Origin of the sequence: Paractinoplanes brasiliensis, assembly GCF_004362215.1 — a bacterium.
GTDB classification, from domain to species: Bacteria; Actinomycetota; Actinomycetes; order Mycobacteriales; family Micromonosporaceae; genus Actinoplanes; species Actinoplanes brasiliensis.
Map to the genome: position 1 here is coordinate 1,036,720 of NZ_SNWR01000002.1, position 26,149 is coordinate 1,062,868.

The following is a 26,149-nucleotide window of genomic DNA, read 5'->3' on the forward strand; positions in this document are numbered from 1 at the left end:
GTTTACTCAGGGCCAGCCGATCTCGTCGAGGAATTCGTCGATGGCGACGACGAGGCGGGCGAGCACGGCGATGGTGTCGGTCAGTGGTCCGGGTACGAACATGCCGTGGTCGGCTGCGGGTACCTCCACCACGTACGGGGTGAGGCGGCGGGCGAGGCTCCTGTCCCACAGTTTGTCGGCTGTGCCGCCGACCAGCAGGAACGGTGCGGTTGCGCGGTGCAGGGCCGCGGGCACCCAGGGGACGGTCAGCACGGGTGTCAGCCAGACGGCGGGCAGGCTGCGTTCGGCGGCGAGGCCCGCGGCGAACGATCCGAGGGATTTGCCGATGAGCAGTGGTTGGCCGGTCAGGGTGTCCAGCACGGGCCGTACCTGGGAGCACACCCAGGTTTCGGTGGCGGGTTCGAACAGTTCGGCCGGGTGTTGCTCGTTCCAGTCGTGGCGGTGCACGGTGGCGCCCCGGAACGCGGGCACGTCTCCCGCGTAGGTGAGCAGGCCCGCGGCGCTGCCGTGTCTGCTTCCGGGGATCACTACGGCGTCGGCCATGCGCAGACGCTAGCGGGGCTGGAACCGGAACGCGATGCCTCGGGGATCGTCGACCTCGGTCAGGGCGGTGGTGTCGACGAATCCGGCGAGTCGTTCGAGTGCTGCCGTGGCCGAGGTGACGTCGTTGAGCTGCACGGTGATGCCGGCGAAGGCGAGCCAGGCGTCGACGGTGAACTCGTCCGGTCCGAGCCCGTCGAGGTCGCCGGCGAGTGTTGCCGTGATGCGGATGCGGGGGCCGTCCTGTTCGGTGACCCGTACGGTGACGCGGTCGTAGCGGTGGTGGCCGCGGAACCGTACGGAGGCTTCGACGGGTTCGGCGAACGAGGCGCCGGTCACTTCGAGTCCGGTGACGCTCTGCCAGTCGGACACGGGCAGCGGCAGCCATTCCAGGTCGAGTGTTGCCGGTTCGCCGTCGATGGGCGCCAGGGGCAGCACGCACGCCCATGTCAGTGCCGCCGGCAGCCCGATCACCGGGTTGTCGAACAGCAGCCCGGACCAGCTGCCACCGTCCACCGCGATCAACGCCCGGGCTTCGAGCCCACCCTTGTCGTCAGCCACGGCCGGGAGTTTGCCATAACCCTGCGACAGTTCAGCGGACCGCCACGGTCAGGAGGTGGCTGCTGGCGCCGAGCAGGCTAGGTTCGTCCTCGACGTGTCGCAGCATTTCGAGCAGGAGTGTGGGTTCGTCGAGGAAGTTCTCGAGGGCGGTGGGGGACATCCACAGCGGGCTTTCCACTGATACGACGCGTCGCAGGGTGAGGCCGGCGTCGGCCACTTCGCCGGCCGTTTCGTCGGGCCGGTGGAAGTAGGCGCTGGTGAACCAGCGTGGCACGTCGTCGGGGTTGTGGTGCCGTCCGTCGGCCAGGTCCTGTTCCACGATGGGCCGGAACGCCGGGTTGTCGAAGAAGCCTTTCACGAACCCGTCGAACAGTGACGCGAACCGGCTGATCGTGGCGGCCACGACCAGTCCGCCGGGGCGGAGCACGCGTGCGGCTTCGCGCCAGGCGGCTACCCGGTCGGGTCGTTCCTGCAGGTGGTAGAGGGGTCCGAGGAGCAGCACCACGTCGGCGCTCGCGTCGGGTGCGGGCAGGTCCCGAGCGTCCCCGACGAGGGCGTCGACGCCGTCGAGTGTCCGGGCGACGGCCACGTGCTGCGGTACGGGGTCCACGACGGTGACCTGGTAGCCGGCTTCGGCGAGCGGTTGTGCGTAGACCCCGGTGGCTCCGCCGACGTCCAGCACCGTTGCGGGAGCGGCGGGCAGGGTCCGGGCCAGGACGTCGCGGGTACGCAGGTACTCGAGCCGCCCGGTGCCGGCTGTGAGCCGTTGCCGTTCGCCGCCTTGCTGGTAGTAGTCGAGGATTTCCGGTCGCATCATGCCCCGATCCTGCGTTCCCCCGGTCGTTGTCAACAACCCATTTCCTTCGGCGAGCCGGGTGGTGTGTTCTTGTGGCACCACGGCCGGAGCTCGCGTTACGGGGCTTTCGCCCCGCCTGGGTCGCGAGGTGCCGCGGGTGCGGGGTTGGTGCGGTTGGGGGCGGCGACGAGGCGTACGGGATCGGGGGTGTGCTTCTGTTCGAGAAAAAAGTTGGGGCCGGGTGTCGATGGCGGGTGGCGCCGTCCGTCGTGAGGGTGTGCGGCGACGGGCCGTGCGGGAATTGCTGGAGGGTGATCGTGAAGTACATGCTGCTGATCAACGCTGGGGTCGCCGGTGGGGCGGAGCCGGTGTGTGAGGTCGAGGATTGGCAGGTTTTCGACAAGGCCGTGCGGGAGGCGGGGATCTTCGTGTCGGGGGAGTCGCTGGCCGATCTGGTGACGGCGACGACGGTGAGTGTGGCCGGGGACGGGACGCGGACGGTGGTGGACGGTCCGTTCGCGGAGACGCGGGAGGTGCTCGGTGGGTTCTACGTGATCGACGTGCCGGATCTGGACGCGGCGTTGGAGTGGGCGGCCCGGTGCCCGGGGTCGTGGGGTGGCGGCTCGGTGGTGGTGCGGCCCGTGGCTGATTTCGGCGCGTGACGATGCGGGCGGCTGCCGGGGTGGTGGAGGCTGTGTTCCGGGAGGAGCACGGCCGGTTGCTCGCTGCCCTGGTGCGCCGCTTCGGCGATCTTGATCTGGCTGAGGAGGTGACGTCGGCGGCGGTTGAGGCGGCGTTGGCGCATTGGCCGGTTGACGGGGTGCCGGAGCGGCCGGGGGCGTGGCTGATGGCGACGGCGCGGCGTAAGGCCGTGGACCGGTTGCGGCGTGATCGGGTGTACGCGGCGAAGCTGGCCCTGATGCGGGTGGACTCGGTGACCGAGCTGCCGGAGGGGGCGGACTTCCCGGACGACCGGTTGCAGTTGTTCTTCACATGCGCGCATCCGGCCCTTCCCGAGGAGGCGCGGGGCGCGTTGACGTTGCGGTGCCTGGCCGGGTTGAGCACGGCGGAGGTGGCCCGCGCGTATCTGGTGCCGGCGGCGACGATGGCGCAGCGGATCGTGCGGGCCAAGCGGAAGATCCGGGAGGCGCGGATCCCGTTCCGGGTGCCGGGTGCCGACGAGTTGCCGCAGCGTCTGCCGGGGGTTTTGCAGACGCTGTACTCGATTTTCACCGAGGGGTATGCGACGCAGCGGGCCGACCTGGCTGAGGAGGCTGTCCGGCTGGTGCGGATCCTGCGGCGGTTGTTGCCGGCCGAGCGGGAGGTTTCCGGTTTGCTGGCGTTGATGCTGCTGGTGCATGCCCGGTGGGAGGCGCGGGTCGGCCCGGACGGCGCGTTGGTGCTGCTCGACGATCAGGACCGGGGCCGTTGGGACACGGCGATGATCGCCGAGGGGTTGTCTCTGGTGCCGCGGGCGTTGACCGGTGGCCCGGCGGGCCCGTACGGGGTGCAGGCGGCGATCGCGGCGTTGCACGTGGAGGCCGTGGATGTGGCGACCACGGATTGGCGGCAGATCGTGGCCTTGTACGACGTGTTGTGTGCCCTCACCCCGTCGCCGGTGGTGGCGCTCAACCGGGCCGCCGCCGTGGCGATGCGGGACGGGCCGGTTGCGGGTCTCCGTTTGGTGGACGCTTTGAGCGGTGAGGAGCGTTTACGGGATTACGCGCCTTTGCACGCGGCGCGCGCGGACCTGCTTCGGCGGGCCGGGCGTGCCGCGGAGGCGGTGGTGGCGTACGGGAGGGCTCTGGAGCTGGCCGTGACCGAGCCCGAGCGTGCCCATCTGCGCAAACGCCTGGACGAGGTCGGTGGGACAACCTGAAGCTCGTGTGGCTGTGACGGTTCATCGGGTGCCGGAGGCGCTCACCGGCTCATCCGTTTCGGCGGTGTTGTCCTCGTCGGGCAGGCGGGGTTCGGCGTGCTGGTGGCGGGGCGGGGTCGGGGTGGCCAGTTTTCCGCCTTCCACGTCGATGTCGGGCAGGAGGCGGTTGAGGGGGCGGGGCAGCCACCACGCGGCGGGGCCGAGCAGCAGCATCGCCGCGGGGACCAGGGTCATGCGGACGACGACGGCGTCGAACAGGGCCGCCACGCCGAGGGCGAAACCGATCTGTTTGAAGATGGCTTCGGGGCCGAGCATGAACCCGAAGAACACACTTGTCATGATCAGCGCGGCGGCGGTGACGGCGCGGGCGCCGTGGCCGAAACCGGAGACGACGGCCTGGCGGGCGGGGGCGCCGTGCACGTGGTCCTCGCGTATGCGGGTCATCAGGAACACCTGGTAGTCCATGGCCAGGCCGAACACGATGCCGATGAGCAGGATCGGCAGGTAACTGATGATCGGGCCGGTCTGGGTGGTGCCGAGCAGGAACCCCTGCCATCCCCACTGGTACACGGCGACCAGTGCCCCGAACGTCGCGGTGACCGACAGCAGGAACCCGGCGGTGGCGGTCAACGGCACCAGCAGTGACCGGAACACCCACGCGAGCAGCAGGAACGCCAGACCTATGACGAGGGCCAGGTACGGCGTCAGCGCGTCGGCGAGTTTCTCGCTGATGTCGGCGTTGAGGGCGGTGGTGCCGGTGACACCCATCACCCCGTACGTCCCGCGGAGCCGGTGCACGAGGTCGACGGTGGCGGCGTCCTCGGGCCCGGTGGCCGGGACAACTGTCTGGATCGCGGTGTCGCCGGCGTCGTTGGTGGCGCCGGGGATGACCATGGCGACGCCGGGCTGGCCCTCCAGCGACGTGCCGGGCCGGGTGACGACGGTGAGCGGCCCGTTGAAGCCCGGCCCGAAACCGTCGGAGAGCAGGTCGTACGCCCGGCGTGGGGTGGTGTCGTCGACGGCGGCGGCGTCGGTGGGCAGGCCCAGGCGCAGATCGTACGCGGGGATGGCGATGATGCCGAGGCTGAGCACCGCCGCGAGCAGGGCCACGACGGGGCGGCGGGCGATCAGCCGGGCCCAGCGGACCCCGGCCGGGGGACGGGCGTAAGGATCCCGTACGCGGGCCGGGGTGATCCTTGCCCCCGCGTAGGCGAGCAGCGCCGGCAGCAGCGTCAACGCGATGACGACGGCGACGGCCACGGTGCCGGCGGCCGCCACGCCCATCCGGGTCAGGAACGGGATGCCGGTCACGGCCAGCCCCGACAACGCGATGATCACGGCGAGGCCGGCGAACACGACGGCGTTGCCCGCGGTGCCGACAGCCCGTGCGGCTGCTTCCTGCCGGTCGCGGCCGGTGGTCAGCTCGGTGCGGTACCGCGACACGATGAACAGGGCGTGGTCGATGGCCACGGCCAGGCCGACCATCATGGCCAGGGTGCTGGTGGCGCTGGGGAGCTCGGTGAAACGGGTGGCGATGCCGATCCCGGTGTAGCCGAGCGCCACCCCGGCGGCCGCGGTCAGCAGCGGCACCCCGGCCGCGGCGGCGGAGCCGGCGAACATGGCCAGCAGCACCAGACCGGCGACGACGATGCCGAACGCCTCCCCGAACGGGGCGTGCCCGGCGGTTCGCACGGCGTCGCCGCCGACCTCGGCGATCAGCCCGTCGGCCCGCGCGAACATGATCACGTCGTCGAGGGCCTGCCGGGCCTCGCCGGTGATCCGGTCCGGGGGCACGCTGTAGGTGACCTGCGTGTAGGCGACGGTGCCGTCGGCGTTGGGTGCCAGGTCGGTGACCGAGGCGACCAGCGGGGCGCCTTTGAGCGCGTCGACCGCGCGGGCCGCGGCGTCGTCGTCGAGTTCACCCCCGCCCGGCTGGGCGAACACGACCCGCGCGGTGGCGCCCGACGCCGGCGCCGCGGCCCGCGGGAACCGTTCGGCGATCAGGTCGACGGTCCGCTGGGCGGGTGTGCCGGGGATGCTGAACGCGTCACTGGCCGGTTGCTGCAGCAGCACCATGCCGGTCACGGCGGCGACCAGCACCCCCAGCCAGGCGAGCAGCACGGTCCCGCGGTGGCCGAACGCCCACCGGCCCACCCGGTACAGCAACGTAGCCATGCTGCTCACGTTCCTCGGGTTCGCCGCCGCGCAGGTCAGCTTCGGCCGGACTTGGGGCTCAAGTGACAGGAGCCAACAGGAATTGCCCGAACCTCGTCACCGCCGGGTGTCCACGTCCGGTGCCGCGCCGGCAACTGCCCGGCGGCCATGGTCGGTTTTCAGGTCGGTCACGGCGACGGCTCGTCGAGGCGTTCAGCCCGTAACCAGATCCGCCGGGCGTCCGCGGCCGGCAATTCCACGCCGTCGGAGACAGCCGCGGCTTCAGGCAACCTGCCGGAGGTCGGCGATCAGGCGGGTGAGCAGCGGGCGCAGCGCGGCCTCCCGGGCGCGCCGCCAGGCGGTGATGTGCGGGATCGGCGACGTACGGATACGCCACATCCCGGCCAGCCCCGCGACGAAGCGGGAGGCCTCGGGCGGCAACGTCCGCAACAGCCGGTACGCGCGCCCGGTGGCTGCCACCGGACCGAGGACGTGTCCGGTGGCGACCACATCCGCTGCCAGCTGAGCGAGGTCGATCCACGGTGCGCCGGCCGCCGCGTACGCCCAGTCCAGCAGCACGGCCGTTCCCGCCTCCGCGTCGACTGCCGTGTTGTCGAGCCGGATGTCGCGGTGCACCAGGGCACCACCGGCCGTCCACGCCTGCCACCCCGCCACCATGCCGGCGGCTTGTTCGGCGTGGGCTGCCTCCCACTCGTCGCCGGGGCCGATGTCGAGCAGACGGGCCCACCCGTCGAAGTCGAACAGCCGGTCGGCCACGGGCGGCAGGCTCACCGGCGCCGCGTGCCCGCTCGCGGTCCGGCAGGCCTGCGCGGCCAGGGCGATCGACGTGTCGGTCCACAGCTCGCCGGTGTGCCCGGTGGCCCAGGTGGTGGCCATGGCGATCCACGGCCCGTGTTCGACGGTGGCCAGCCGGCGAGGTGCCGGCACCGTCACCGGGAGGACGTCGAGGATCGTGGACTCCCGCGCGATCATGCGGTGACTGTGTTCCCGGACCTCGGCCGACACGGCCTTCACGAACACCTGCCGCCCGTCGGCGAGGCGCAGGTGGGCGGCGGGACCGGGTGACATGCCACCGTGCAGGTCGGTGTGCCCGACGATCGCGGCCCCCAGCGCGTCGGCGACAGCCCTGCGTACGGGTTCCGGCGTGCCGGCCCACGCCGTTCGAGGTGTAAAAGCCACGCCGCATCGTAATGTCGCCTGCCGGTTCACGCGGTCTGTGGTGTAGTCGGGTCAGCCACTCGATGCCTGTGGTGTCACAAACCGTTCCTTCGCTCGTAGAACTGCACCGCGTTCAGGTCCTTCCATGAGACACCGGGCTGTTCGCCGGGCTGCTCATGCGGGTCCCAGAACAGAACCTGTGGTGTTGGGCTTGACCGCATCGCGAGGACCTGGCCTTCGACCCGCCGGTCGTTGACCATGATCTTCGCGGGATGGGCCTTGGACAGGCAATGGACCCGGGCGTTCTCCGCTTTGCCGCATGCGATCGACCTGCCGAGAATGTCCGCGCAGGTGATCACCGTGATTGCCGCGATCGCTGCGGCAACGAGTGCCACTCGCTGGGTCGAGTCGAGGCCGGCCCAGTTCAGCCCCTCGGGCCCGCCGACTTCGGTCGCGCCGAACGCGGCGACCACAGCGGTGAGGACCGTGGTGATGCGGGTCAGATTGAACGTTTCGGACGTGACGACCCCGCCCTCGTTTTTCCGGTTCAGTGGCAACGTCATGTCTCCTCCTTTCGGCTGGCCGCTAAAGGGTGCTGATCATGAAGCCGCGCCGGCCCTGAGGGTCAGCGCCGATTACGGCGCGGCGGTCCCCGCCTGCACCGCAGGCTCCGGGGACACCGACAGCGCCGTCGGCGAACTCCTCGACGGTGTTGAACCGCACCAGCTTGCCGCTCTGGTGCAGGTACGCCAGCGGTTGCCCGCCCACCACGATGGTCACGTGGTGGTCGGCGTACTGCTGCTCGTTGTCAGCCCACGAGACCCACAGCTCAGCGTGCACCGTTTGCCGTGGCGGGATGCGGAAGTGGTCCTTACGGCGGAATCCTCCGTCGAGCTTCCACACCTCCACTTCGTAGTTGGTCTCGTTGACCCACTCCTTGATGTTGGTGACGCCGTGGGTCATCTGCGCCCACAGGCCTCCGACGGCACCCGAGTTCTGGACGAGCCATTTCGCGACGTCGAACACGATGTCCAGCGCGGCGCCGACCCCATCCTGCTGCTGGTCCTGGGCCGTCCTCTGCTGTTCCTCGGACACTGACATGGGTTTCTCCCCTCGAAGCTGGCCGGTAGCGCACGCCGCCGGCTGCATCTCGAAGGTGACGCATCCGGCGGCCCATCCGGCCGAGCTGATGTCCTGGCGGGACCGGACACTGTGCCCGGAGCCGCCGGGACATTCACGGTGGAGTCCGGGACACGGGCGGCCTCACACTGGATCGGATATGGCGACCCGGGGTAGGACCTATGAGCAGCGGCATCAGGACTTGGACCGCGTGGGGCCTTTGTGCCCTCACCGTCGTCCAACTTGTCGGTACGGCGATCCTCGCCGTCCTCACTCGCGCGATCCCTGACCCGACCTCCAGCCACTCGTGGCTGTTGAATCTGGTCGACAATTCGTTGATCACTGCGGCTCTGGCGATCGTGGGGGTTCTGCTCGCCACCCGTCGACCGGCCAACCCGATCGGCTGGCTGCTGACCGGCGTCGCGTTCGTCTGGAGCACCAACGACTTCACCCATCACTACGCGAGGTACGCCCTGGAGCACGCGCCTGGCTCGCTGCCCGCAGGCCTGGCGACCGGCTGGTTCGCGTCCTGGAACTACGCCCTCGCCTTCCCTCTCCTGCCGCTGCTGTTCCTTCTCTTTCCGGACGGCCGGCTACCGTCCCCGCGATGGCGTCCGGTCGGCTGGGCCGCCGCCGGGGCGGCAGTGGTCCTCGTTGTGCTGAGCCCGCTCCGCCTCGGTCCGCTGGAGTATTTCCCCACCATCCGCAATCCCACCGGGCTCGTTCCGCCCGTCGTGGTGATAGCGATCGGCTTATCGTTCGCTCTCCTGTGCTGTGCCTGCGCCGCCGCCCTTCTGGTACGCCTCCGCCAGGCCCGCGGGGACGAGCGCCAACAGCTGAAGTGGGTTTCGGCTGCGGGGATTCTGCTGGCGGCCGAGGGCGTCGTCGGTGGCTTCTTTCTTCCGAGCCGGATCCATGAGCTGCTCTCCCCCCTGACGGTCGTCGCGTTCGCCGCGGCTATCGCGGTCGCCGTCCTGAAGTACCGGCTGTACGACATCGACGTGATCATCCGAAGGTCGGTGGTCTATGGCTCACTGACCGCAGCCATCGCCGCGCTCTACCTGATGGCTGCGGCCCTCGGGGGCGTGGCGCTCAGCGGCAGAGCAGCGGGGCCTGGCATCGCGGCCGCACTGGCTGTGGCGCTCGGTCTCGCGCCGGCCCGGGCGTGGCTGCAACGGGCCGCCGACCGTCTCCTCTACGGGGAACGTCGCGATCCGCTCCAGGCGGTGACCCGACTGGGCGATCATGTGGCCGTGGCACCTGGGCCGGACCTGCTGGCCGCGCTGCTGACCGGTGTGCAGCAGGCGGTGAACGCCGCGGAGCCTGCGTGGTCGGGCCCGATGATCGCCGGCTCGGCGTGATCGGCACCGAGAGCCCGGACGGTGAGTCCCTGCCGCTGCGGGTGGGCGGGCGTGACCTCGGTGTGCTTCGAGTGTCGGCCCGCGGGCCCGGGGAGACCTACACCGACGCTGACCGGCACCTGCTGACAGCGCTCGCTCCGCCTGTCGCTGTGGCGGTCAGGGCGCTGGAGTTGGCCGACGCGCTCGAGGTGGAACACCGGAGGGTGCTCACTGCCACCCGCGCCGAGCGTGAACGCGTACGCCATGAGCTTCACGATGGCCTGCTCTCCCGGTTGTTCGGCATCAGGATGGGGCTGACCGGCGTTGACGACGCCCTGCGCACGGGAGACTCCGATGCCGCACGTACGCAGCTCGCGGCCATGCGAACGGCGGTCCGCGACGCGAACGAGGAGACTCGGCGCATCGCGGCAGCTCAGAGGCCGATCGCACTGGACGAATGGGGCCTCGTGCCGGCCATTCGCGGTCACACCGTCGCCGCGTCGGGGCCAACCGTGACGGTGACCGCCGAGCTCTTGCCGGTCCTGTCACCGCAGGTCGAGGAGGCCGCCTACCACATCGCAATCGAAGCAATGACCAACGCCGCCCGACATGCCGACGGGAGCCGGATCGACGTCGAGCTGGCCGTCGACGGTGACGACCTCGTCCTTACCGTCAGCGATGACGGCAGCGGCGGCCGCTCGGCTCCCGAAGGAATCGGTCTGTCGTCCATGCGGTCACGCGCGGCAGGCGCCGGCGGGAAGCTGGACCTCGACATCGGGCCCACCGGCACAACAGTGACCGCGACGCTACGCCTGGAGGAGCCGTGACCACACCGATACGGATTGTCATCGCCGACGACCACTTCGTGGCCCGCGAAGGCCTGAGGTCCAGCTTCAAGGCGGTCGCCGAGGTTACGGTCGTCGGCGAGGCAACCAACGGGCGTGAGCTACTCGCCGTGGTCAACCACCACCGGCCCGACGTTGTGCTGACCGACATCCAGATGCCCGGCCTCGACGGCATCGCAGCCACCGAGCTGCTGCTCGCCCACCACCCAGGCCTAGGCGTGCTGATCCTCACCGAATACCTCGACGATGCACGCGTGGAGGGTGCGCTCGCCGCCGGGGCTCGTGGCTACCTGCACAAGAGAGAGCCGAGCGGGACGACATCGTCCGCGCCATCATCGACGTCTCCCGCGGCGGCGCTGTCTACGACCCGGCGGTGGCCCAACGCGTCGGCGGTTTCTTCGCCCGCGCTCGACGTGAGTCCCTGGCTCGCGTGTTTCCTGAACTCTCCGCCCGCGAGCGTGAGGTCCTCGAGCTGGTCGCCCGCGGCAGTCGTAACAGTGAGATCGCGCGCCGACTCGGCCTCTCCGAGAAGACCGTACGCAACCACGTGTCAACCCTCCTGACGAAGCTCCGAGTGCCGGACCGAACCGCGGTCGTCGCGAAGGCCCTCGCCGCCGGATTCGGCCAAGAATCCTGATCGACAAGACCGTGACCGAGTGCCGTCGCCGTAGCGCAGAACCACGCGGGCGTGCCCTCGACCGATGCTCGCTGCTGCGCGCAGCTTGGGGATCGCAGTGAGCATCGACCCCAGGCTCACGTTGCCCGGCGATGGAACCTGGTGACGCGTTTCTTGCCGGCGCCCCCTGTCCGGTTCCGTTTCAGATGACACGTGGGCACCCCTGTGAGCTGGGATTCGTCAGTTCCATCGGGCGTCCCCGCGACTGTTGTCCCGTTGTATCTGATAAGGGCAGAACGAGACCGCCAGACGTTCTGTCGATAAAGCGAGTTGGCTTACCCATCCAGATTGGCCGTTGCTGTCCGCAGCTGGCTCAGCCACTTGATGCCGAGTCGGCGGCCGTCGGGGAACTGGTCGTCGCGGTCCCAGCGCCACGCTGTGATCATCGCCAGCATGAGGGCCCGGCAATCGCGGAGCAGCTGGTGATCGGCACCCGGATAGCGGTCCCCGACGTCGTCGGGCGCGTGGGCCAGGTCGAACTCGATCGGCCCGCGGCAGCACGTCTCGAAATCGATGAACAGAGGGCCGGTCCGGGTCGAGATCAGGTTGCCGGGATGAGGTTCGCCATGCAGGAGTTGCTCGGCCCGACCGCTCTCAGCGACCGCTCGTCGCATGTGGTTCAGCGTGCTGGAGAGGAAGACCCGGTCCGGGGCAGCCAGTTCCGGCGTTCGGGCGTGGTCGGCCACCAGTGTCTGGGCCGCGGAAACCCGGTCCGTGAAGTGTGGGGCGGGCAAGTCGATTCCACGCATTCCGGCGTGCAGACGTTCGAGCGCGGAGACGTACTCCGCGTCGGGGATCGGCTGAGTAGACGCTGGTTCGTAGTAGGTCCAGAGGGTGACAACGTAGTCTCCTCGGACAAATATCTGAGGTGATTCGAGCGCGGCCACCGGGCTTCCGGCTTTGGCCAGCCGTTGAGCGACATCCACTTCAAGCTGGGCGCGTTGGTGCGCGGCCGGAGCCACCCGGGCGAGCACGTCACAGGGCTGCAACCGCAGGGTGAGCGTGTTGGAGTTGTGCAGGACATCGGCGTCGTGGGCGGTTAGGCCAAGAGAGGTGGCGCTCGATTTGGCTGCCCGTGTTGCCCGCTCAGTCTCATATGTCTGCATCGGAGCACCGTAGTTCAGTGGCCGTGGCGTAGCAGCCGCATTTCGGTGTCCTGTTCGCGCGGCTGACCTCCGTCGAGCTGGGTTCATCGGATCGATCGGACTTTCCACCCGGCGGTTGCTCCGCCGTGCCTGATAGGAGCGAAATCGGGTTGGTCGCTGCTGAGGCGTGCGCGGCGGTCCTCGGGGTCGATCCAGTCGTGGAGCGGGTTGCGATGACTTGCGGCCGCAGCCGGAAGGGAATGTCCACCCGAGTCGTCGCCCCGAGGAGGGCGTATGCCTTCGCGCGACGGCGCGGGTTGTAGGACGTCGTCTTGCCATTGGTGTGTGACAGAAAGGCTCGCCGCCGCGATGACGTCCGGGTAGAACGCCGCATGCAGAGCAGGGTCCTCGCTATGGAAGCGGTCCCTCCCGGGACGCAGCTTCCTGAGACGGACTTCGTGCTCGTCAGCGAGCTACCTGCCGTTCAAGTCCTACGCGAATATAGGGATACAACATAGCAGTCATTATGGTGTAACCGCGTTATGCCCGGTTCTGGGATTATCGGATTGCAGGTATTGGTAATCCGATAATTATGGCGGGTTGGAGGTGTGGCGAGACCTCTGCAACCGGGACTGGGCCGAGTGGGAAACCGTGAGAGAACGGCTCCTGGAGAAGCGGCCTTCACCGTGGCCGGCGTCGACGCCCACGTAGGGGACGCGCGGGCACTGGCCCGAACCGAACAGCAGCAGGCTGTCGACCGCGCCACCGGAGCCTCCGCGTCGCGGGGCTGGACGGCGCTCAGCGCCTGTCGCCAGGGTCTACCTGGCAGCCTTCCTTCACCGAACACCTCCGAAGGACGGCTGGTCCGCAGACGGCGTTGCGTTAGGGCCACGGAGGCCCAGAGGTGCAGCTCCGCCTCGTCGATGTCGCCGAACAACCTGGGCCAGCGTCTTTCGCTCGCGGCGGCGCAGGATCCGGTTCGGCCGGGCGGGGCCCTGGCGATGGTCAGTGGTGGGTGCCTGTCCGGCGGGTGGAGGCGAGTTTGTGGAGCAGGTCGCCGGCGGTGAAGGGTTTTTCGAGGAAGGTGATGTCCTCGTCGAGGACGTGGGTCTTGCCGAGCAGTCCGTTGCTGTAGCCGGACATGTACACCACGGGCAGGTCCGGGTCGTGCTGGCGCAGGATCTCGGCGAGCCGGGGGCCGGGCATCTCCGGCATGATCACGTCGGTGAGCAGCAGATCGCAGCCGTGCTGTTCGTACAGCTTCACAGCTTCGGGACCGCTGGCGGCGACGAGGGCGCGGTAGCCGCCGTTGCCGACGATGCGGCCCACGACGCGGGCGAGGGCTGGTTCGTCTTCTACGACCAGCACGGTGCGGCCGTCGCCGTGCGGCGACGGCGGTGCGGCGGCGGCCGCATCGATCGTGGTGGCGGCGGTCACAAGGGGCAGGTAGACGCGGAAGGTGGTGCCGATGTCGAGCTCGGAGTAGACGTTGATGCTGCCGCCGGCCTCGGTCACGATGCCGTAGACGGTGGCCAGCCCGAGGCCGGTGCCTTTGCCCTGCGGCTTGGTGGTGTAGAACGGCTCGAAGATCCGGGCGGCGGTCTCGGAGGACATGCCGTGGCCGGTGTCGCTGACCAGCAGGCGGGCGTAGGTGCCGGCGGCCACGGGCGGCTGCATGTTGATCTCGTCGCCGTCGAGAACGGCGGTGTTGGCCTCCAGCACGATCGTGCCGCCCTCGGGCATGGCGTCACGGGCGTTGATGGCCAGGTTGAGCAGGATCTGCTGGAGTTGCCCGGGGTCGGCGTGCACGACCAGCGGCCGCTCGGCGGGCACGGCGATCAGGGTGATGTGCTCACCGATGGTACGTTCCAGCATGCCGTGGACCTCGGCGATGGCGGTGTTCAGGTCGATGTCGGCGGGTTGGATGGCGTCGCCGCGGGTGAAGGTGAGCAGTTGCCGGGTCAGGTTCCCGGCCCGGTCGACCGCGACGCGCGCTTGTTTGAGGTCGGCTTGGACCTGTGGGTTGTCGACGGTCTCCTCGATCGCGAAGTCGGTGTAGTTGCCGATGATCGCCAGGATGTTGTTGAAGTCGTGTGCGACCCCGCCGGCGAGTTTGCCCAGGCTTTCCATCCGCTGGGCCTGGTGGCTGCGTTCCTCCACGGCCCGTTGATGCTCGGCGGCCTCCTTGGCGGCGGTGATGTCCCGGGCGATCGCCGAGACACCGATCACCGTGCCGGCCTGATCCAGGATGGGGGTGACGGTCAGCGCCAGATCGACCGGGGTGCCGTCCTTGCGTAACCGCTGCGCCTCGTACGAGCGGCCGCCGCCACCGTGGCGGATGCCGGCGAGTACGTCGTCCTGGTGCTCGGCTCCTTGCCGGTCGGCGAGCACGGCGGCGGGCCGGCCCAGCATCTCGGCGGCGGTGTAGCCGAAAATCTTCTCGGCGCCGTGATTCCATGCGGTGACCAGTCCCTCGGGGGTGAGCCCGACGATCGCGTCGTCGCTGTGCTCGACCACGGTGGCCAGTGTGGCGCGCTGGGCCTCGGCGAGATCACGGGCGGCGTGTTCCCGGGCGGCCGCCTCGTCGAGGCGGTGCTGGCCCCACGGGTCGACATAGATGCCGCCGGGGCCGAGCAGGACCCCGTAGCCGCGGCGCAAGGTCCAGTAGTAGACGCCGATCGCCGCGGTGGTGGCGTCCCACAACGCTGAGGTCCACGACCAGCCGGCCGTGTCATCGGTCAGGTGATGCGTCCCTGGGCCGCGGAGGACGGCCTGATAGGCCATGATCGCATGCAGGGCGTGTCCGACCGCGCAGCTGAAGAAGATCATTGAGGTGGCCACGGCCAGCTTGTTGGTCCGCAGCTGCCCGGCCCGGGTCACCGGCACGAGGATCGCCACCGTGATCGACGCGTAGGCGAACGTGATCACGATATTCGCCAGCAGGAACATCTGATCCGGCACGATACCTACTTCGGTTGTGAACCGTGAATCCTGAGCGGGGGCGGCGAGGGCGCAGCCGGGCCGGGCCGGGTGGGGTCGCCGATGAAGGACGGGATCCTGAAGAGGCCGGGGCGGCGGGCCGCCGTCGACAACTGCCACACCGTGCTGCGGCAGACGAACTCCTTCACCGTGGCGCCCACCCGGCCGGTGATGTGCGCGCCGACCGCCACGTCGTTGCGGCGGGCGAACTGGAAGATGCCGGCGCGCCGGCCCAGGCTGACGCACTGGCCGAGGAAACCCGCGACGAACGGCCGCGGTGTGTGGCCGGCGACACGGGCCAGCACGGTGTCGGCGGCGTGCAGCCCGAGGGGGCCTGCGGCCTGGCAGCTCATCCGCAGCGGACGGCCGGACGGGCAAGCGGCGTCGCCCGCGGCCACGATCCTGGGTGAGGACACGCTGGTCAGCGTCTCGTCGGTGAGCAGGCGGCCGTCGGGGTCGGTCTTCAGGCCGCTGCGCACGGCCAGGTCGGGAACGCGGAAACCAGCGGCCCACACGGTCAGCGGGCTGGGCAGGGCGCGGCCGTCGTCCAGGTGCACCACGCCGGGGCCGGTTGAGGTGACGCGGGCGTCGATGCGGCGCACGCCGAGCCGGTCGAGGGTGGCAGCCACCTTGCCGCGGCCGCGGGGGTGCAGGTACGGGCCGAGTTCGCCGATGAGGGTGACCGTGTGGCCCTGCTCGGCGAGTTCGGCGGCTGTTTCGATGCCGGTGGGACCCGCCCCGACCACGGTCACCGTGCCGGCGCTGTCGTCCACCGGGCCGGCGGGTCGGTGGACGCGGCCAGGTTGACCGACGGCCGCCGGTGGGAGAAGGTCGCGCAGGCGGGCGGCGTCGGCCAGGGTGGCGATGGCGTGGGTGTTCCCGGGGGCGGCGCCGGTACTGCCCACGGCGTAGATCAGGTAGTCGTAGCCGACGGTGTCTCCGGTGGACAGGGTGACGGTTTGCGCCGAAGCGTCGATGGTGCGGGCCTCGGCGACCACCAGCCGTACGGCCGGGGCGAGGACCTCGGAGTAGTTGACGGCGGCGGTTCCGGTGCGCGCCACCAGCTGGTGCAGGCGGATCCGTTCGACGAACACGGGCTGGGTGTTGACGAGGGTGACGGTCAGGTCGTCGCGCCGGGTGAGCCGGTTAGCGGCCATCACGCCCGCGTAGCCGCCGCCGATCACGATCACCTTGGTTGTGGGCTTCATGTCCTCCAGTCACCGGCGGTGGAGCCCGTGTGACAGCGTGACGGCATGCCAATTTCGCCCTACATCACCGGGCTGCGCGCCCACATCGGCCACGACCTGTTGCTGCTGCCCGGCGCCAGCGGGGTCGTCCGCGACGGCCAGGGCCGGATCCTGCTGCTCAAACGTTCCGACAACGGCCGGTGGTCGCTGCCGGCCGGGATGATCGACCCGGGGGAGCAGCCGGCCGAGGCGGCGCTGCGGGAGATCTTCGAGGAGACCGGGGTGGTCGCCGAGATCGAACGGCTGGGCGGGGTGGCGATGCACGAGGCGCTGTACCCGAACGGTGACAGGTGCGAGTACCTGGCGGTGTGGTTCCGGTGCCGGGCGGTGGGTGGTGAGGCCCGCCCGGACGGTGACGAGTCCTTGGAGGTGGGCTGGTTCGCCCCGGACGAGCTGCCCGAGGTGGGCGGGTTGACCAAGCTGCGCATCGAGACCACCGCCGACCCGGACGGCCCGCCGTGGTTCGCCCAGCCCGGCGATTCCCCCACCGAGCTGGGCAAACGCCACGGTCTTTAGAGTCCCAGGGCCGCCCGGACCAGCCCCAGCGCTGTTTCGGGCGGCACCCCCAGAGCTTTGACCCTTTCCGCGTACGCGGTGGCGGCCTGCTGCGCCTGCGCGGAGGTGCCCGCCGCGCGGGCGGTGACGACCGTGCCGAGCCGGCCGCGGGTCTGCACCAGACCGGCCAGTTCGAGTTCCCGGTACGCGCGGGCCACCGTGTTCGCCGCCAGGCCCAGTTCGGCGGCCAGGGCCCGTACGGGGGGAAGTTTGTGACCGGCCGGCAGCTCCCCGGCGGCGGCCAGCTCGGCGATGCGCAGCCGCACCTGCTCGTACGGCGGGGTGGCCGACGCCGGGTCGATGGTGATGTTCATCAGATCAGTCTGGGGGGTGTGTTGCCGGCGGCGGTGATGGCGCGGCGCAGCGGCACCAGGGCGAGCAGGACGCCACCGACGACGAAGAACACGACCAGGCTGATGATGCCGAGCCGGTAGCTGTCGGTGAGCTGGAAGATCACACCGAACAGCAGGGGGCCGAGCCAGCTGGTGCCCTTGTCGCTGATCTCGTAGAAGCCGTAGTACTCGCCTTCCTTGCCGTCGGGGATGAGCTGGGAGAACAGGCTGCGGCTCAGGGCCTGGCTGCCGCCGAGCACGACGCCGATGCCCGCGCCGAGCAGCATGAACGGCAGCGGCTCGCCGGCGGGCAGCCAGTACGCGGCGGCGATGACGACCAGCCACAGGCCGAGGCTGAGCAGCACGGTCTTGCGGGCGCCGATCCGGGTGGCCACCGCGCCCAGCATCAGCGCGCCGCCGAACGCGAGGAACTGCACGATGAGGATGGTGACGATCAGCGTGGACTGGGTGAGGTCGAGTTCCTCGCTGCCGAACTGGGCGGCCAGCGCGATCACGGTCTGGATGCCGTCGTTGTAGATCAGGTAGGCGAGCAGGAAGAACAGGGTCAGCGGGTACGCCTTGAGGTTGCGCAGGGTGTGCCCGAGCTGTTTGAACCCGTCGGTGAGCACGTTGCCCCGCGCGGAAGCGGCAGCGTCGGCGGCGGGGTGTTCACGCAGCCAGCGCAGCGGGAGGAGGGTGAACACGGCCCACCAGACGCCGGCGCTGACGATGCAGAACCGGGCGATGTCCATGGTGCGCTGGTCGTCGCCGTCGACCGACAGGATCATCACGGCGACCAGGTTCGCGGCGAGCAGCAGGCCACCGCCGAGGTAGCCCAGGGCCCATCCGCGGCTGGAGACCTTGTCCCGTTCGTCGGGGCCGGCCAGCTGGGGCAGGAACGAGTTGTAGACCACGATGGCGGCGCCGAACGCGATGTTGGCGATCAGGAACAGCAGGCCGCCGAGCAGGTAACGGTCGCCGGTCACGAACACCATGGCGATGGTGGCGCCGGCGCCGAGGAACGCGGCCCCGGCCAGCAGCGGTTTCTTGCGGGGGGCACGGTCGGCCACGGCCCCCATGATCGGCAGGACGAACACCGTCAGGAAGACCGACAAGGACACCACGTACGGGTAGAAGGAGCCCGCGGCGATGGTCAGGCCGAACGGGCGGACCCGGCCGGTGCAGTCGTCGGCGCCCAGCTCACAACCGGCGGCGATCTCGGCGGTGGTGGTCAGGAACGGGCCGAGGAAGACGGTCAGCACGGTGGTGGAGAAGGCCGAGTTGGCCCAGTCGTAGAAGTACCAGCCCGTACGCTCCCGGCGGCCGGTTGCGGGGGTGAAGGCGGTGCCGGGTGCGGCCATGTGGTCGGCTCCAGGTCTCGTTGCTTGGCGCCGAAACTATGCCACCTGCCACCGGCGGTACGGGAGGGCCCGGATACTCAGTTTTCCTGCCACCACCGGGCCAGGGCGCTGGTGGCCGGGTCCTCGTCGGCGGCGAGGGCGGCCCACGGGTCCTGCGCCGGGCTCAGCTCGACCCCGGCGTACTCGGCGAGCTCCTCCGGGCGTACGGGATCAACGGCGTGCCCGGCAGCGGCGGCGTGCACGACGCCGAGGCTGCCGGTGTCGATCCACGGGAAGCCGTCGACGGGTTCGGGCAGGTCACCGACGTCCAGGGCGGGCGGGAACACGTCGAGCGGCTCGGCCGCGGCCACCTCGTCGGCGGCGAGGCCGGTGTGCTCGTCGACCGGCGGCGTCTCGTCGGCGCTGATGTCGTGGTGCACCTCGGGCACGTCGAACTCGGGCGTGTCGAAGTGGTGATCGTCGTACGCGATCGGGTCGAGCGCGCCGAAATCGTCGTGCGTGTCGTGCGCCTCGGGCGTGTCGAAGATCGGGTAGTCGTCGTGGTCGCCGAAGTCGTGGTGGTCGCTCATCGGTCCTCCTCGTCGTGCGGCACGGGCGTCAGCACCCGGGCCTTGGCCAGCACCGCATCGGCGGTCCGCAGCTTCGCGCGTACCCCGTCGAGTTCCTGTTGCGCGCTCGCGCGTCGTTTCGCCCGGCCCGCGGCGTCCTCGGCGGCGGCCGCGTCGATCTCGGCGATGTGCGCGTCGAGGTCCCGCAGCCTTTTCTCCACCGCGTCGTCGACGGCGACGGACAGGGCGTACTGCAGGTCGGTGAACCGGTTGGCGATCTCGTCGGCCAGGGCCGCGCGGGCCTCGCCGAGCACGTCACGCAGCCAGATCCGGGCCTGCTGCCGGTCGGTCTGCACCCGCCGGCGGTACAGCACGTAGCCGCCGGCGGCCAGGCCCAGCCCGATCCCGGCGACCGGCACGAGCAGCCCCCCGCCGACGGCGAGCACCGACGCGCCGAGCATCGCGCCGCGCCCGGCCATGAACGCTATCCCGCCGGCGGACAGGGCGATCAGCACGTTGTCGGCGGAACCGTCGCGGGGCGGGGCGGCGTCCATGGCGTGGCGCAGGGTGGCGTTGAGCCGGCCCAGCATGGCCGCGCGTTCGCTGTCGTCGAACACCGACGCGAGGACCTTCTCACCGACGGCGGCGAAGGTGCTCTCGAGCCGGGCCGACAGTTCCACGGCGACGGCCTGCAACTCGGCGTCGAGCTGCTCGGGCAGTCGGGCCAGGGCCTCGCCGCGGCCCTTGTCGACGCGTTCGGAGAAGTCCTGCTGCACGGCGGCGACGCGGGTGCGCAGCTGCCCGACGGTTTCGACGCGGGCCCGCTGGGTCTCGGTGGACAACAGCAGCGTCCACTGCCGCGACTCGGTGCGTTTGCGGGCGGCCAGGGCGGCGCGTTCGGCCCGTAGCTGCGCCGTGCGGACCGGGTCGGCCTCCACCGCCCGTACGGAATCAGCGGCGGCCGTCTCGAGCCGGGCCAGCTCGCCGCGGGCCGCGCGCAGCACGTTGGCCAGTTGCAGCTGGTGCCCGCGGCCGGCCAGTTCGACCAGGGCGTGCTGCAGCTCGGCGATCTTCGACGCCTCGACGAGGGCGGCCTCGTCGTCGGGGCCGGCCTGCACGGCCAGTTCGGCCAGGGCGCTGGACACGGCGAACCAGGACGCGTCGGCGAAGCGGGGCGCGTGGGCGCGCAGCAGGGCCTGGTTGTCGTCGAGGATGCGCCGCCACCCCGGAAACCCGTCGATCTTGGTGAGGGCGAAGACGACCGTGTCGACCCGCTCGCTGGCGGCCACCAGGAAGTCCAGTTCGGGTTTGGACAGCGGCGCCGACGCGTCGGCCACGAACAGCAGGGCGGTGGCCCGTTCGACCGCGGCCAGGGCGACGGCGGTGTGGGCCGGGTCGAGCCCGCCGACGCCGGGGGTGTCGAGCAGGCTGAGGTAGCGCAGCATCGGGGCGGGGTGGGTCACCTCGATGCGGCGGGCCCGCTGCGCGCCGGTGGCCCACCCGGTCAGGTCGCCGATCGTGACCGGTTCGGCCGCGCCGGGCAGCCATGCCCGCGCGCTCAGCTCGCTGCCGGGCACGAACTGCAGATAGGTGGCGGTGGCGACGGCGGCGTCGACGGGGGACAGGCCGGGCACCCCGAGCAACGCGTTGATCAGGGAGCTCTTGCCGCGTTTGGTCTCGCCGACGACGACCACCTCGGGGCGGGTGAGCCGGCGCCGGCGCAGCTCGGCCAGTTCGGCCCCGGCGTCGGGGTCGTGGGTGCGCACGTACGCCAGGGTGTCCTTGACGGTGCTGTCGAGCACCGGGGTCAGATCCGTCATGCGCGTACCTGCTGGGCGAGGATGTGGAAGCCGCGCTGGGCGACCTGCGCGACCCGGGACTGGGCCGGCCCGGCGCCGGCGACCGCGTACACCCGCCACCGGTTGGCGGCGGCGACCGCGGCCGCGGCGAGCTCACCCGGGCCGGCGTCGGGCAGCCGCAGGATCCAGCGGGGGTCCTCCGAGGTGGCCAGCCGGGTCAGTTCCTGCTCCCACTCGACGGGCAGCGGCACCGCGCCGGCGGCGACCCGCTGGGCCGCGTCGAGCAGCCGCAACCGGTGGTAGGCGGGGTCGCGCAGCAGCCGCTCGACGCCGTCGCGCAGCCGTTCCCGGTCCCGTTCGTCGCGGGTGTGCCCGGCCAGGCGTTCCAGCCGCGACAACGCCCAGCCGGCCTTGATGGCGTCCGAACGCCACCGGAACGTCTCTTCCAGGGTGTGGCGCAGCCGCGGGAACCCGGACGCGGCGACCAGCCGGCGGACCAGCTCACCGGTGGACACGCCCGGGTCGGCGCCGAGCTGGGCCAGGGCGAACCCGATGCCGTACAGGTCGAGCAGTTGCAGCAGCCGCTCCCGCTGCTCGGCGCCGACCGGGGCAGGCCGGCTGCGGAACAGGTCGGCCGACGCCAGCATGATCTTCAGCTGGGCGCCGGGCAGGCCGGCCAGCTGCTGCAGGGCGTCACGGTCGGCGCCGGTGAGCCGGCCCGCCTCACCGGTCTCGGCGAGCAGCCCCACCACGGGCACGACACCGGAGACCGTACGGGCCAGCAGCGCCGCCTGCTGGTCGGCCAGGGGCCCCGCGACCGGCCAGGGGTCACCGGCCCCGCCGACCAGGGTGTCGACCTTGCCGAAAACCCCGAGCGCGTTGATCGGGGTGGACGCGAGCCGGGCCGACGCGTCCCGGAACGCTTCCAGGGCGCGCAGGTCGTCGGCCCGTACGGCCTGGGTGAACACGTACACCACGGCCTCGGCGGCGGCGACCTCACCGGCCGAGTCGGCGTCGATGTCGGCGTCGAACGGGGCGGTCGAGGTGCCCACGGCTTCCTCGGCGCGGGCGCTGACGAGCGTGTCGGTCGAGGCCAGGCCGGGCGTGTCGACCACGGTCAGGTCGCGCAGTTTCTCACTGGTGAGGGTGACGTCGACGTACGCGACGCGGGAGGCGGGCACCCCGAGCCGCTGCGGGATCATGCCGTCGTCGTCCAGCGGCAGGCTCCGGCGTTCGCCGTCGCGGCACACCACGTCGACCCGGTCGGCCGGCCCGTACCGGAACCGGGTGACCACCCGGGTGCACTCACCGACCGCGGTCGGGGCCACCCGGCGCCCGATCAACGCGTTGACGAGTGTCGACTTTCCGGCTTTCAGGCGGCCGGCGATCGCTACCCGTAACGGTTCGCCGAGCCGGTCGCGGATCTGTATGAGCTGGCCACCGGCCTCCAGACCGACCCGAGCGACCATTTCATCACACAGCGTAGCCACGCTGGCGGTCAGCGGGCCGCTCACCATGACTCGTCAGCCGGGCACATCGTCGGGGAGAATGTGCTGACCACGGCCGGTGTCACTGAGACCCTCCCCATCGCGAAAAGGGGCGGGCACCAGGGTCGCCCGCCGCGGGTCCAGCCTACGGACAGCGCACGAGCAGGGGATCCCGTGTTCGTGCCACGCACACCGACGCAACTCGGGGGAAGGGGACCAGGTGGCGGAAGCGCTGCATCAGGCCGCCACCATGCTGCACCGTCCCGGTCTTGTCGTGCTGACCGGCCCGCCCGGCTGCGGGCGCAGCACAGCGCTGCGTGAGCTCGCGGCCGCCGTGCCCGGCCCGGTCCACGCCGGCGGCGGGCTGGCGATGCTGCAGACCGTGCCCGCGCTGGCGTTGTCGCGGGCGGTGCGGGCCCGGCTGCCCGCCCACGACGTGCACCTGCTGGCCGAGGCGGTGCGTTCCCGCGTACGGGGTGGGCTGCTGGTCCTCGACGACGTGCAGTACGCCGACCCGGCCACCCTGGCCGCGCTGCCCGCCCTGGCCCGGTTCTGCCGGGTGCTGGTCGCGTTGCGCACCCCGCACCGGCTGCCGGGCGAGGTGCAGGACGCGTTGCGGGCCGCCGCGGCCGCCTGGGCCGAGGTGCCGCCCCTGACCCGTACGGCCGCGCTCGAGCTGGCCCGGCGCACCGCCGGCAACCTGCAGCCGCCGATCCTCGACGCCGTCGTGGACCGGGCCGGCGGCAACCCCCTCGCGGTCACCGCGCTGGCCCGGCAGGCAGCCGCGGCCAAGCCGGCCGCCGGGCCGGGCATCGACCAGGTGGCGTACGCGATCGCGAACGCCCTGGCCGACCTGCAGCGCCCGGCCCGCACCGCCCTGGCCGCGCTGGGCCTGCTCGGCCGGGCCGCCCCGCCCGCGCTGCTCGGCCCCGGCGCGGCCGACCTGCTCGCGGCCGGCCTGGTCATGCCCGCGCCCGGCGGTGACGAGCTGCTGCCGGTGTCGACGTACGTGGCCGAGACCGCGGCCGGGCTGCTCGACGCCCCCGCCCGCGCCGAGCTGCACACCCGGCTGGCCGAGCTGACCCCACCGGCGGAGGCCGCCCGGCACCTCGCCGCGGCCGGTGACCTGCCCGGCGCGCACCGCAAGGCCCTGGTCGCGGCCGACCAGACCTCCGGCGGTGACCGGGCGGCGCTGCTGCTGTTCGCCTGTGAACTGGACGTGCCGGTCGACCCGCGCGTACGGCTCGCGGCGGCCGACGCCCTGCTGACGGCGGGCCGGGCCGCGGCCGCCGCCCGGGTGCTCACGGCCCCGGAACCGCTGGGCCCGGAAGCCGAGGTGCTGCGCGGTGAGGCGCTGCTCCAGGCCGGTGATCATGCGGGGGCCCGTTCGGCCGTCCGGGGGGTGCCCGACGCCGCGGCGGGGCCGGTGCTCGCCGGCCGGGACCGGGTGTTGCTGCTGGCCGAGCTGGCCGCCGACCCGTCCGCCGCGCAGGACCTCGCCGGCAAGATCACCGCGCGGCATCCGCAGCCGCCGCCCGGGGTCGCGGCCGCCCTCGCCGCCGTGCAGGCCCGGCTGCGCACGCCGGGCTGGGACACGGCGCTGGCCGCGGCGGCCCGGTCGGCCGATCCGCTGATCGGGCGGTGGTCGGCGTGGCTGCTGGTCGAGCAGCTCGCCGCCGACGGGCGCCTGGCCGAGTCGGCCGACGCCGCCCTGGCCGCCGCCCGGGAAAGCGCGGACGCCCTGGCGTACGGGTGGCAGGCCCGGTTCACGGCGGCCGCCGACTGGGCCTTGGCTTTGCGCGGCTCCATCGAGGGCTCCGTGGCCGGTCCTGGCTCGACCGGTCCCGGGAGCGGCTTTCCGCTTCGTGGTCCCGGCTCAGGGCGTCCGGGGGACGGTGCTCTTGGTCAGGCCGCCGGCGCGGCGCCTTCCGAGGACGGTGCTGACGGTGTGCTGCGCCGGGCCGCCAACCTTGCCGATCGGGCGGTGCCGGACGAGGCCCGGGGTTATGCCACCGCCGCGACCGCGCTGATCGAGGCCGACAGCGGGCTGCTCGCCGCGGCCCGCACCCATCTGGACGCCGCCCCGGCGCACCCGGCCACGGCCTGGGTCGCGCAGGAGACCGCGTGGCTCGACGGGCAACCGGACAGGGCCCTGGACCCGCCCGCCGGTGCGGACGGGCTCCTCGCCGGGTTGCACGCCATCACCGCCCGCTGGGCCGCCCACGACCTGGGTGACCATTCAGCCCCGCCGATGCCGGGCGGGCTCCCGGCGGCCGCCCGGCGTACGCTGACCGCCTGGGCCACCGGCACCGGCTTCACCGCCGCCGCCGAGGGCTGGAAAACGGTCGCCCTGCGTGAACGCATCCGCTGCCTGATCGCCGCCGGGGTGACCGACACCGACCCGGGGCGGGCTGTCGCGGCGCTGCTGCAGGCCGAACAGCTCGCCGACGCGGCCGGGCTGACCGTGCTGGCCGGCCGGGCCCGCCGCGGGCTGCGCCGCCACAACGTGCACCGCGACACCCGCAGCCCCCGCTCGGGTGATCGGCTGACCCGCCGCGAGACCGACGTCCTGCGGCTGGTCGCGGCCGGCGAACCCACTCGCCGGATCGCCGGCCAGCTCGGCATCTCCGCCGAGACGGTCGACACCCACATCCGCGCCGGCATGCGCAAGCTCGGCGCCCGGACCCGAACGGAAGCCGCCGCCCTGGCCTTCACCCACCTCACCCCCGATGACATGTCTGACACGTTCAAGGATGGCCGGTGACCAGACAGCCCGACGCTCCCCGACACGTCGTCGCCAACCCCGGCGACGCCGACACCGTGCTGCGCCGACTCACCCGGGACGGCTGGGTGGCCCGCGACGGGTTCGCCCTGCCCGATCCGGCCTGGGACGTGACCGGCAGCCGCCTGGTGCTGCACGGCCGCATCGGCGACCCCGACACCCTGCAACTGGCGGTGCTGGCCGCGGCCCGCGGCGCCGGGATCGTCGCCGTGTGCGACACCGAGTCGCCGCTGGGCCGCGCGCTCCTCGACGACCTGGCCCGCCTCGGCCCCGTGCAGCACGGCGCGGCCGAACCGGCCGGCGGTGACAACGCCGTCGCCGACCTCGTCCCCGAGCAGCGGGCCCTGCTCGACCGTCTCGCCGCCGGCGACACCATCGCCGCGGCGGCCGCCGCCGAGTTCCTGTCCCTGCGCACCGCCAACCGCCGCATCGCCGAAGCGCGCGCCCTGTTCGGGGTGCGCACCACCCGCGAGGCCGTCCTCGCCTACCTGCGCCAGCGCGGCGCCCCGCCCCGCCAGCATTGATCCACCCGGGACCCGGCTCGGCCGCCACCGAGCTGATCCTCATCCGGCACGCGATGCCCGTCACCGACCCGGTCGTCCCGCCGCACCGGTGGCGCCCGGCCGCCCCTTCCTCGCTCACCTTCCCGCGCGGCGCCTCCCTTGTGGCCGGCAGCGAACCCCAGGCCGATCCGACGCTGCCCTTCGACCGGCCCGTACCCCGAGATCTGAGTTCCGGTGAGGTGCGCCGCCCCTTCGCATGGCGCGACGATCATCGCGAACAGACCCGCGCGTACGTGGACGGGCTCGTCCACCCGGGTGCGGAGCCGTGATTTCGTCGGCGGTTCTGGGCACCGTTTGAACGTCGCTTCGGGCACCGCTTGAT

Annotated in this window: 24 protein-coding genes and 1 pseudogene; 10 read left to right on the plus strand and 15 right to left on the minus strand. The window is 71.6% G+C overall.

The genetic code is table 11. From position 1 onward, the window contains the following. Window positions 1–6 precede the first annotated feature (6 nt). The 3 genes from C8E87_RS36795 to C8E87_RS36805 are packed head-to-tail and all read right to left on the minus strand — an operon-like array spanning window position 7 to window position 1,918. Complete coding sequence (locus C8E87_RS36795) at window positions 7–543, minus strand: alpha/beta hydrolase (protein ID WP_133877998.1); 537 nt, start codon at window positions 541–543, stop codon at window positions 7–9. A gap of 9 nt (window positions 544–552) precedes the next feature. Then, window positions 553–1,101, minus strand: a complete 549-nt coding sequence (locus tag C8E87_RS36800; RefSeq protein WP_133877999.1) for a hypothetical protein — start codon at window positions 1,099–1,101, stop codon at window positions 553–555. Between the two features lie 31 nt (window positions 1,102–1,132). Next, window positions 1,133–1,918: a class I SAM-dependent methyltransferase gene (locus C8E87_RS36805; protein WP_133878000.1), complete on the minus strand. Its 786-nt coding sequence runs from the start codon at window positions 1,916–1,918 to the stop codon at window positions 1,133–1,135. Between the two features lie 305 nt (window positions 1,919–2,223). On the opposite strand from C8E87_RS36805, the gene C8E87_RS36810 reads away from it, so the two are divergent. Next, the gene (locus tag C8E87_RS36810) at window positions 2,224–2,559 is read left to right on the plus strand and encodes a YciI family protein (RefSeq protein ID WP_239080124.1); all 336 of its coding nucleotides are present in this window, start codon (window positions 2,224–2,226) and stop codon (window positions 2,557–2,559) included. 2 nt (window positions 2,560–2,561) lie between these two features. Then, entirely contained in the window at window positions 2,562–3,776 is a 1,215-nt protein-coding gene (locus C8E87_RS36815) for an RNA polymerase sigma factor (protein ID WP_133879188.1), read from the plus strand. Window positions 3,777–3,797: 21 nt separating this feature from the next. Here C8E87_RS36815 and C8E87_RS36820 read toward each other — a convergent pair whose 3' ends face one another. The 4 genes from C8E87_RS36820 to C8E87_RS36835 form a co-directional block, all read right to left on the minus strand. Then, complete coding sequence (locus C8E87_RS36820) at window positions 3,798–5,951, minus strand: MMPL family transporter (RefSeq protein WP_133878002.1); 2,154 nt, start codon at window positions 5,949–5,951, stop codon at window positions 3,798–3,800. A 261-nt stretch (window positions 5,952–6,212) separates the two neighbouring features. Then, the gene (locus C8E87_RS36825; protein WP_133878003.1) at window positions 6,213–7,130 is read right to left on the minus strand and encodes a phosphotransferase family protein; all 918 of its coding nucleotides are present in this window, start codon (window positions 7,128–7,130) and stop codon (window positions 6,213–6,215) included. Between the two features lie 74 nt (window positions 7,131–7,204). Beyond that, window positions 7,205–7,672: a hypothetical protein gene (locus tag C8E87_RS36830; protein ID WP_133878004.1), complete on the minus strand. Its 468-nt coding sequence runs from the start codon at window positions 7,670–7,672 to the stop codon at window positions 7,205–7,207. 22 nt (window positions 7,673–7,694) lie between these two features. Further along, window positions 7,695–8,210, minus strand: coding sequence for a hypothetical protein (locus C8E87_RS36835; protein WP_133878005.1), 516 nt, complete (start codon window positions 8,208–8,210; stop codon window positions 7,695–7,697). Window positions 8,211–8,410: 200 nt separating this feature from the next. Here C8E87_RS36835 and C8E87_RS44020 point away from each other — a divergent pair, with 200 nt between their 5' ends. The 4 genes and pseudogenes from C8E87_RS44020 (at window position 8,411) to C8E87_RS36850 (ending at window position 11,050) form a co-directional block, all read left to right on the plus strand. Next, window positions 8,411–9,589 carry a hypothetical protein gene (locus C8E87_RS44020; RefSeq protein WP_166661398.1) on the plus strand — a complete coding sequence of 393 codons (1,179 nt, stop codon included), beginning with the start codon at window positions 8,411–8,413 and terminating at the stop codon, window positions 9,587–9,589. 149 nt (window positions 9,590–9,738) lie between these two features. Then, window positions 9,739–10,395: a sensor histidine kinase gene (locus C8E87_RS36840; protein WP_166661399.1), complete on the plus strand. Its 657-nt coding sequence runs from the start codon at window positions 9,739–9,741 to the stop codon at window positions 10,393–10,395. Between the two features lie 38 nt (window positions 10,396–10,433). Then, window positions 10,434–10,655: pseudogene (locus C8E87_RS46015) on the plus strand (response regulator); the annotation flags it as partial. A 188-nt stretch (window positions 10,656–10,843) separates the two neighbouring features. Next, window positions 10,844–11,050, plus strand: coding sequence for a response regulator transcription factor (locus tag C8E87_RS36850; RefSeq protein WP_275409039.1), 207 nt, complete (start codon window positions 10,844–10,846; stop codon window positions 11,048–11,050). A gap of 314 nt (window positions 11,051–11,364) precedes the next feature. On the opposite strand, the gene C8E87_RS36855 is transcribed toward C8E87_RS36850, so the two are convergent. The 3 genes from C8E87_RS36855 to C8E87_RS36865 form a co-directional block, all read right to left on the minus strand. Beyond that, window positions 11,365–12,195, minus strand: coding sequence for a phosphotransferase family protein (locus C8E87_RS36855; RefSeq protein WP_133878008.1), 831 nt, complete (start codon window positions 12,193–12,195; stop codon window positions 11,365–11,367). A 984-nt stretch (window positions 12,196–13,179) separates the two neighbouring features. Beyond that, window positions 13,180–15,135 (minus strand): PAS domain-containing hybrid sensor histidine kinase/response regulator family protein, encoded by a 1,956-nt coding sequence (locus C8E87_RS36860; RefSeq protein ID WP_133878009.1) that lies wholly within the window; start codon window positions 15,133–15,135, stop codon window positions 13,180–13,182. Between the two features lie 5 nt (window positions 15,136–15,140). Continuing rightward, window positions 15,141–16,361, minus strand: coding sequence for an NAD(P)/FAD-dependent oxidoreductase (locus C8E87_RS36865; RefSeq protein WP_133878010.1), 1,221 nt, complete (start codon window positions 16,359–16,361; stop codon window positions 15,141–15,143). Window positions 16,362–16,406: 45 nt separating this feature from the next. Between C8E87_RS36865 and C8E87_RS36870 the strand changes: the two genes are divergently transcribed. Then, window positions 16,407–16,916 (plus strand): NUDIX hydrolase, encoded by a 510-nt coding sequence (locus C8E87_RS36870; RefSeq protein WP_133878011.1) that lies wholly within the window; start codon window positions 16,407–16,409, stop codon window positions 16,914–16,916. On the opposite strand, the gene C8E87_RS36875 is transcribed toward C8E87_RS36870, so the two are convergent. The 5 genes from C8E87_RS36875 to C8E87_RS36895 all read right to left on the minus strand — a co-directional run bounded on the left by C8E87_RS36875 (window position 16,913) and on the right by C8E87_RS36895 (window position 22,464). Further along, window positions 16,913–17,269: a GntR family transcriptional regulator gene (locus C8E87_RS36875; RefSeq protein ID WP_133878012.1), complete on the minus strand. Its 357-nt coding sequence runs from the start codon at window positions 17,267–17,269 to the stop codon at window positions 16,913–16,915. The genes C8E87_RS36870 and C8E87_RS36875 overlap by 4 nt on opposite strands. Continuing rightward, on the minus strand, window positions 17,269–18,648 hold the full coding sequence (locus C8E87_RS36880) for an MFS transporter (protein WP_133878013.1): 1,380 nt from the start codon (window positions 18,646–18,648) through the stop codon (window positions 17,269–17,271). Before C8E87_RS36880 ends, C8E87_RS36875 begins: the two co-directional genes overlap by 1 nt. A gap of 77 nt (window positions 18,649–18,725) precedes the next feature. Beyond that, entirely contained in the window at window positions 18,726–19,217 is a 492-nt protein-coding gene (locus C8E87_RS36885; RefSeq protein WP_133878014.1) for a hypothetical protein, read from the minus strand. Then, complete coding sequence (locus C8E87_RS36890; protein ID WP_133878015.1) at window positions 19,214–21,016, minus strand: dynamin family protein; 1,803 nt, start codon at window positions 21,014–21,016, stop codon at window positions 19,214–19,216. Before C8E87_RS36890 ends, C8E87_RS36885 begins: the two co-directional genes overlap by 4 nt. Next, a complete protein-coding gene (locus C8E87_RS36895; RefSeq protein ID WP_239080094.1) occupies window positions 21,013–22,464 on the minus strand; it encodes a dynamin family protein in 1,452 nt (483 codons plus the stop codon). Before C8E87_RS36895 ends, C8E87_RS36890 begins: the two co-directional genes overlap by 4 nt. A gap of 238 nt (window positions 22,465–22,702) precedes the next feature. Between C8E87_RS36895 and C8E87_RS36900 the strand changes: the two genes are divergently transcribed. Genes C8E87_RS36900 through C8E87_RS36910 form a run of 3 tightly spaced genes read left to right on the plus strand, consistent with a single transcriptional unit; the run spans window position 22,703 to window position 26,096 of the window. Continuing rightward, on the plus strand, window positions 22,703–25,246 hold the full coding sequence (locus C8E87_RS36900; RefSeq protein ID WP_239080095.1) for a LuxR C-terminal-related transcriptional regulator: 2,544 nt from the start codon (window positions 22,703–22,705) through the stop codon (window positions 25,244–25,246). Next, window positions 25,243–25,788 (plus strand): LuxR family transcriptional regulator, encoded by a 546-nt coding sequence (locus tag C8E87_RS36905; RefSeq protein WP_133878017.1) that lies wholly within the window; start codon window positions 25,243–25,245, stop codon window positions 25,786–25,788. The genes C8E87_RS36900 and C8E87_RS36905 overlap by 4 nt, the downstream gene beginning before the upstream one ends. Further along, window positions 25,785–26,096 carry a hypothetical protein gene (locus tag C8E87_RS36910; protein WP_133878018.1) on the plus strand — a complete coding sequence of 104 codons (312 nt, stop codon included), beginning with the start codon at window positions 25,785–25,787 and terminating at the stop codon, window positions 26,094–26,096. The genes C8E87_RS36905 and C8E87_RS36910 overlap by 4 nt, the downstream gene beginning before the upstream one ends. Window positions 26,097–26,149: the final 53 nt, after the last annotated feature.

Bases quoted from the DNA above. Each gene is read 5' to 3' on its own strand.
- C8E87_RS36835 (WP_133878005.1), bottom strand. From the start codon at position 8,210: ATGTCAGTGTCCGAGGAACAGCAGAGGACGGCCCAGGACCAGCAGCAG.
- C8E87_RS36855 (WP_133878008.1), bottom strand. From the start codon at position 12,195: ATGCAGACATATGAGACTGAGCGGGCAACACGGGCAGCCAAATCGAGC.
- C8E87_RS44020 (WP_166661398.1), top strand. From the start codon at position 8,411: ATGAGCAGCGGCATCAGGACTTGGACCGCGTGGGGCCTTTGTGCCCTC.
- C8E87_RS36805 (WP_133878000.1), bottom strand. From the start codon at position 1,918: ATGATGCGACCGGAAATCCTCGACTACTACCAGCAAGGCGGCGAACGG.
- C8E87_RS36820 (WP_133878002.1), bottom strand. From the start codon at position 5,951: ATGGCTACGTTGCTGTACCGGGTGGGCCGGTGGGCGTTCGGCCACCGC.
- C8E87_RS36890 (WP_133878015.1), bottom strand. From the start codon at position 21,016: ATGACGGATCTGACCCCGGTGCTCGACAGCACCGTCAAGGACACCCTG.
- C8E87_RS36895 (WP_239080094.1), bottom strand. From the start codon at position 22,464: ATGGTCGCTCGGGTCGGTCTGGAGGCCGGTGGCCAGCTCATACAGATC.
- C8E87_RS36880 (WP_133878013.1), bottom strand. From the start codon at position 18,648: ATGGCCGCACCCGGCACCGCCTTCACCCCCGCAACCGGCCGCCGGGAG.
- C8E87_RS36810 (WP_239080124.1), top strand. From the start codon at position 2,224: ATGCTGCTGATCAACGCTGGGGTCGCCGGTGGGGCGGAGCCGGTGTGT.
- C8E87_RS36875 (WP_133878012.1), bottom strand. From the start codon at position 17,269: ATGAACATCACCATCGACCCGGCGTCGGCCACCCCGCCGTACGAGCAG.
- C8E87_RS36795 (WP_133877998.1), bottom strand. From the start codon at position 543: ATGGCCGACGCCGTAGTGATCCCCGGAAGCAGACACGGCAGCGCCGCG.
- C8E87_RS36870 (WP_133878011.1), top strand. From the start codon at position 16,407: ATGCCAATTTCGCCCTACATCACCGGGCTGCGCGCCCACATCGGCCAC.
- C8E87_RS36830 (WP_133878004.1), bottom strand. From the start codon at position 7,672: ATGACGTTGCCACTGAACCGGAAAAACGAGGGCGGGGTCGTCACGTCC.
- C8E87_RS36865 (WP_133878010.1), bottom strand. From the start codon at position 16,361: ATGAAGCCCACAACCAAGGTGATCGTGATCGGCGGCGGCTACGCGGGC.
- C8E87_RS36815 (WP_133879188.1), top strand. From the start codon at position 2,562: ATGCGGGCGGCTGCCGGGGTGGTGGAGGCTGTGTTCCGGGAGGAGCAC.
- C8E87_RS36885 (WP_133878014.1), bottom strand. From the start codon at position 19,217: ATGAGCGACCACCACGACTTCGGCGACCACGACGACTACCCGATCTTC.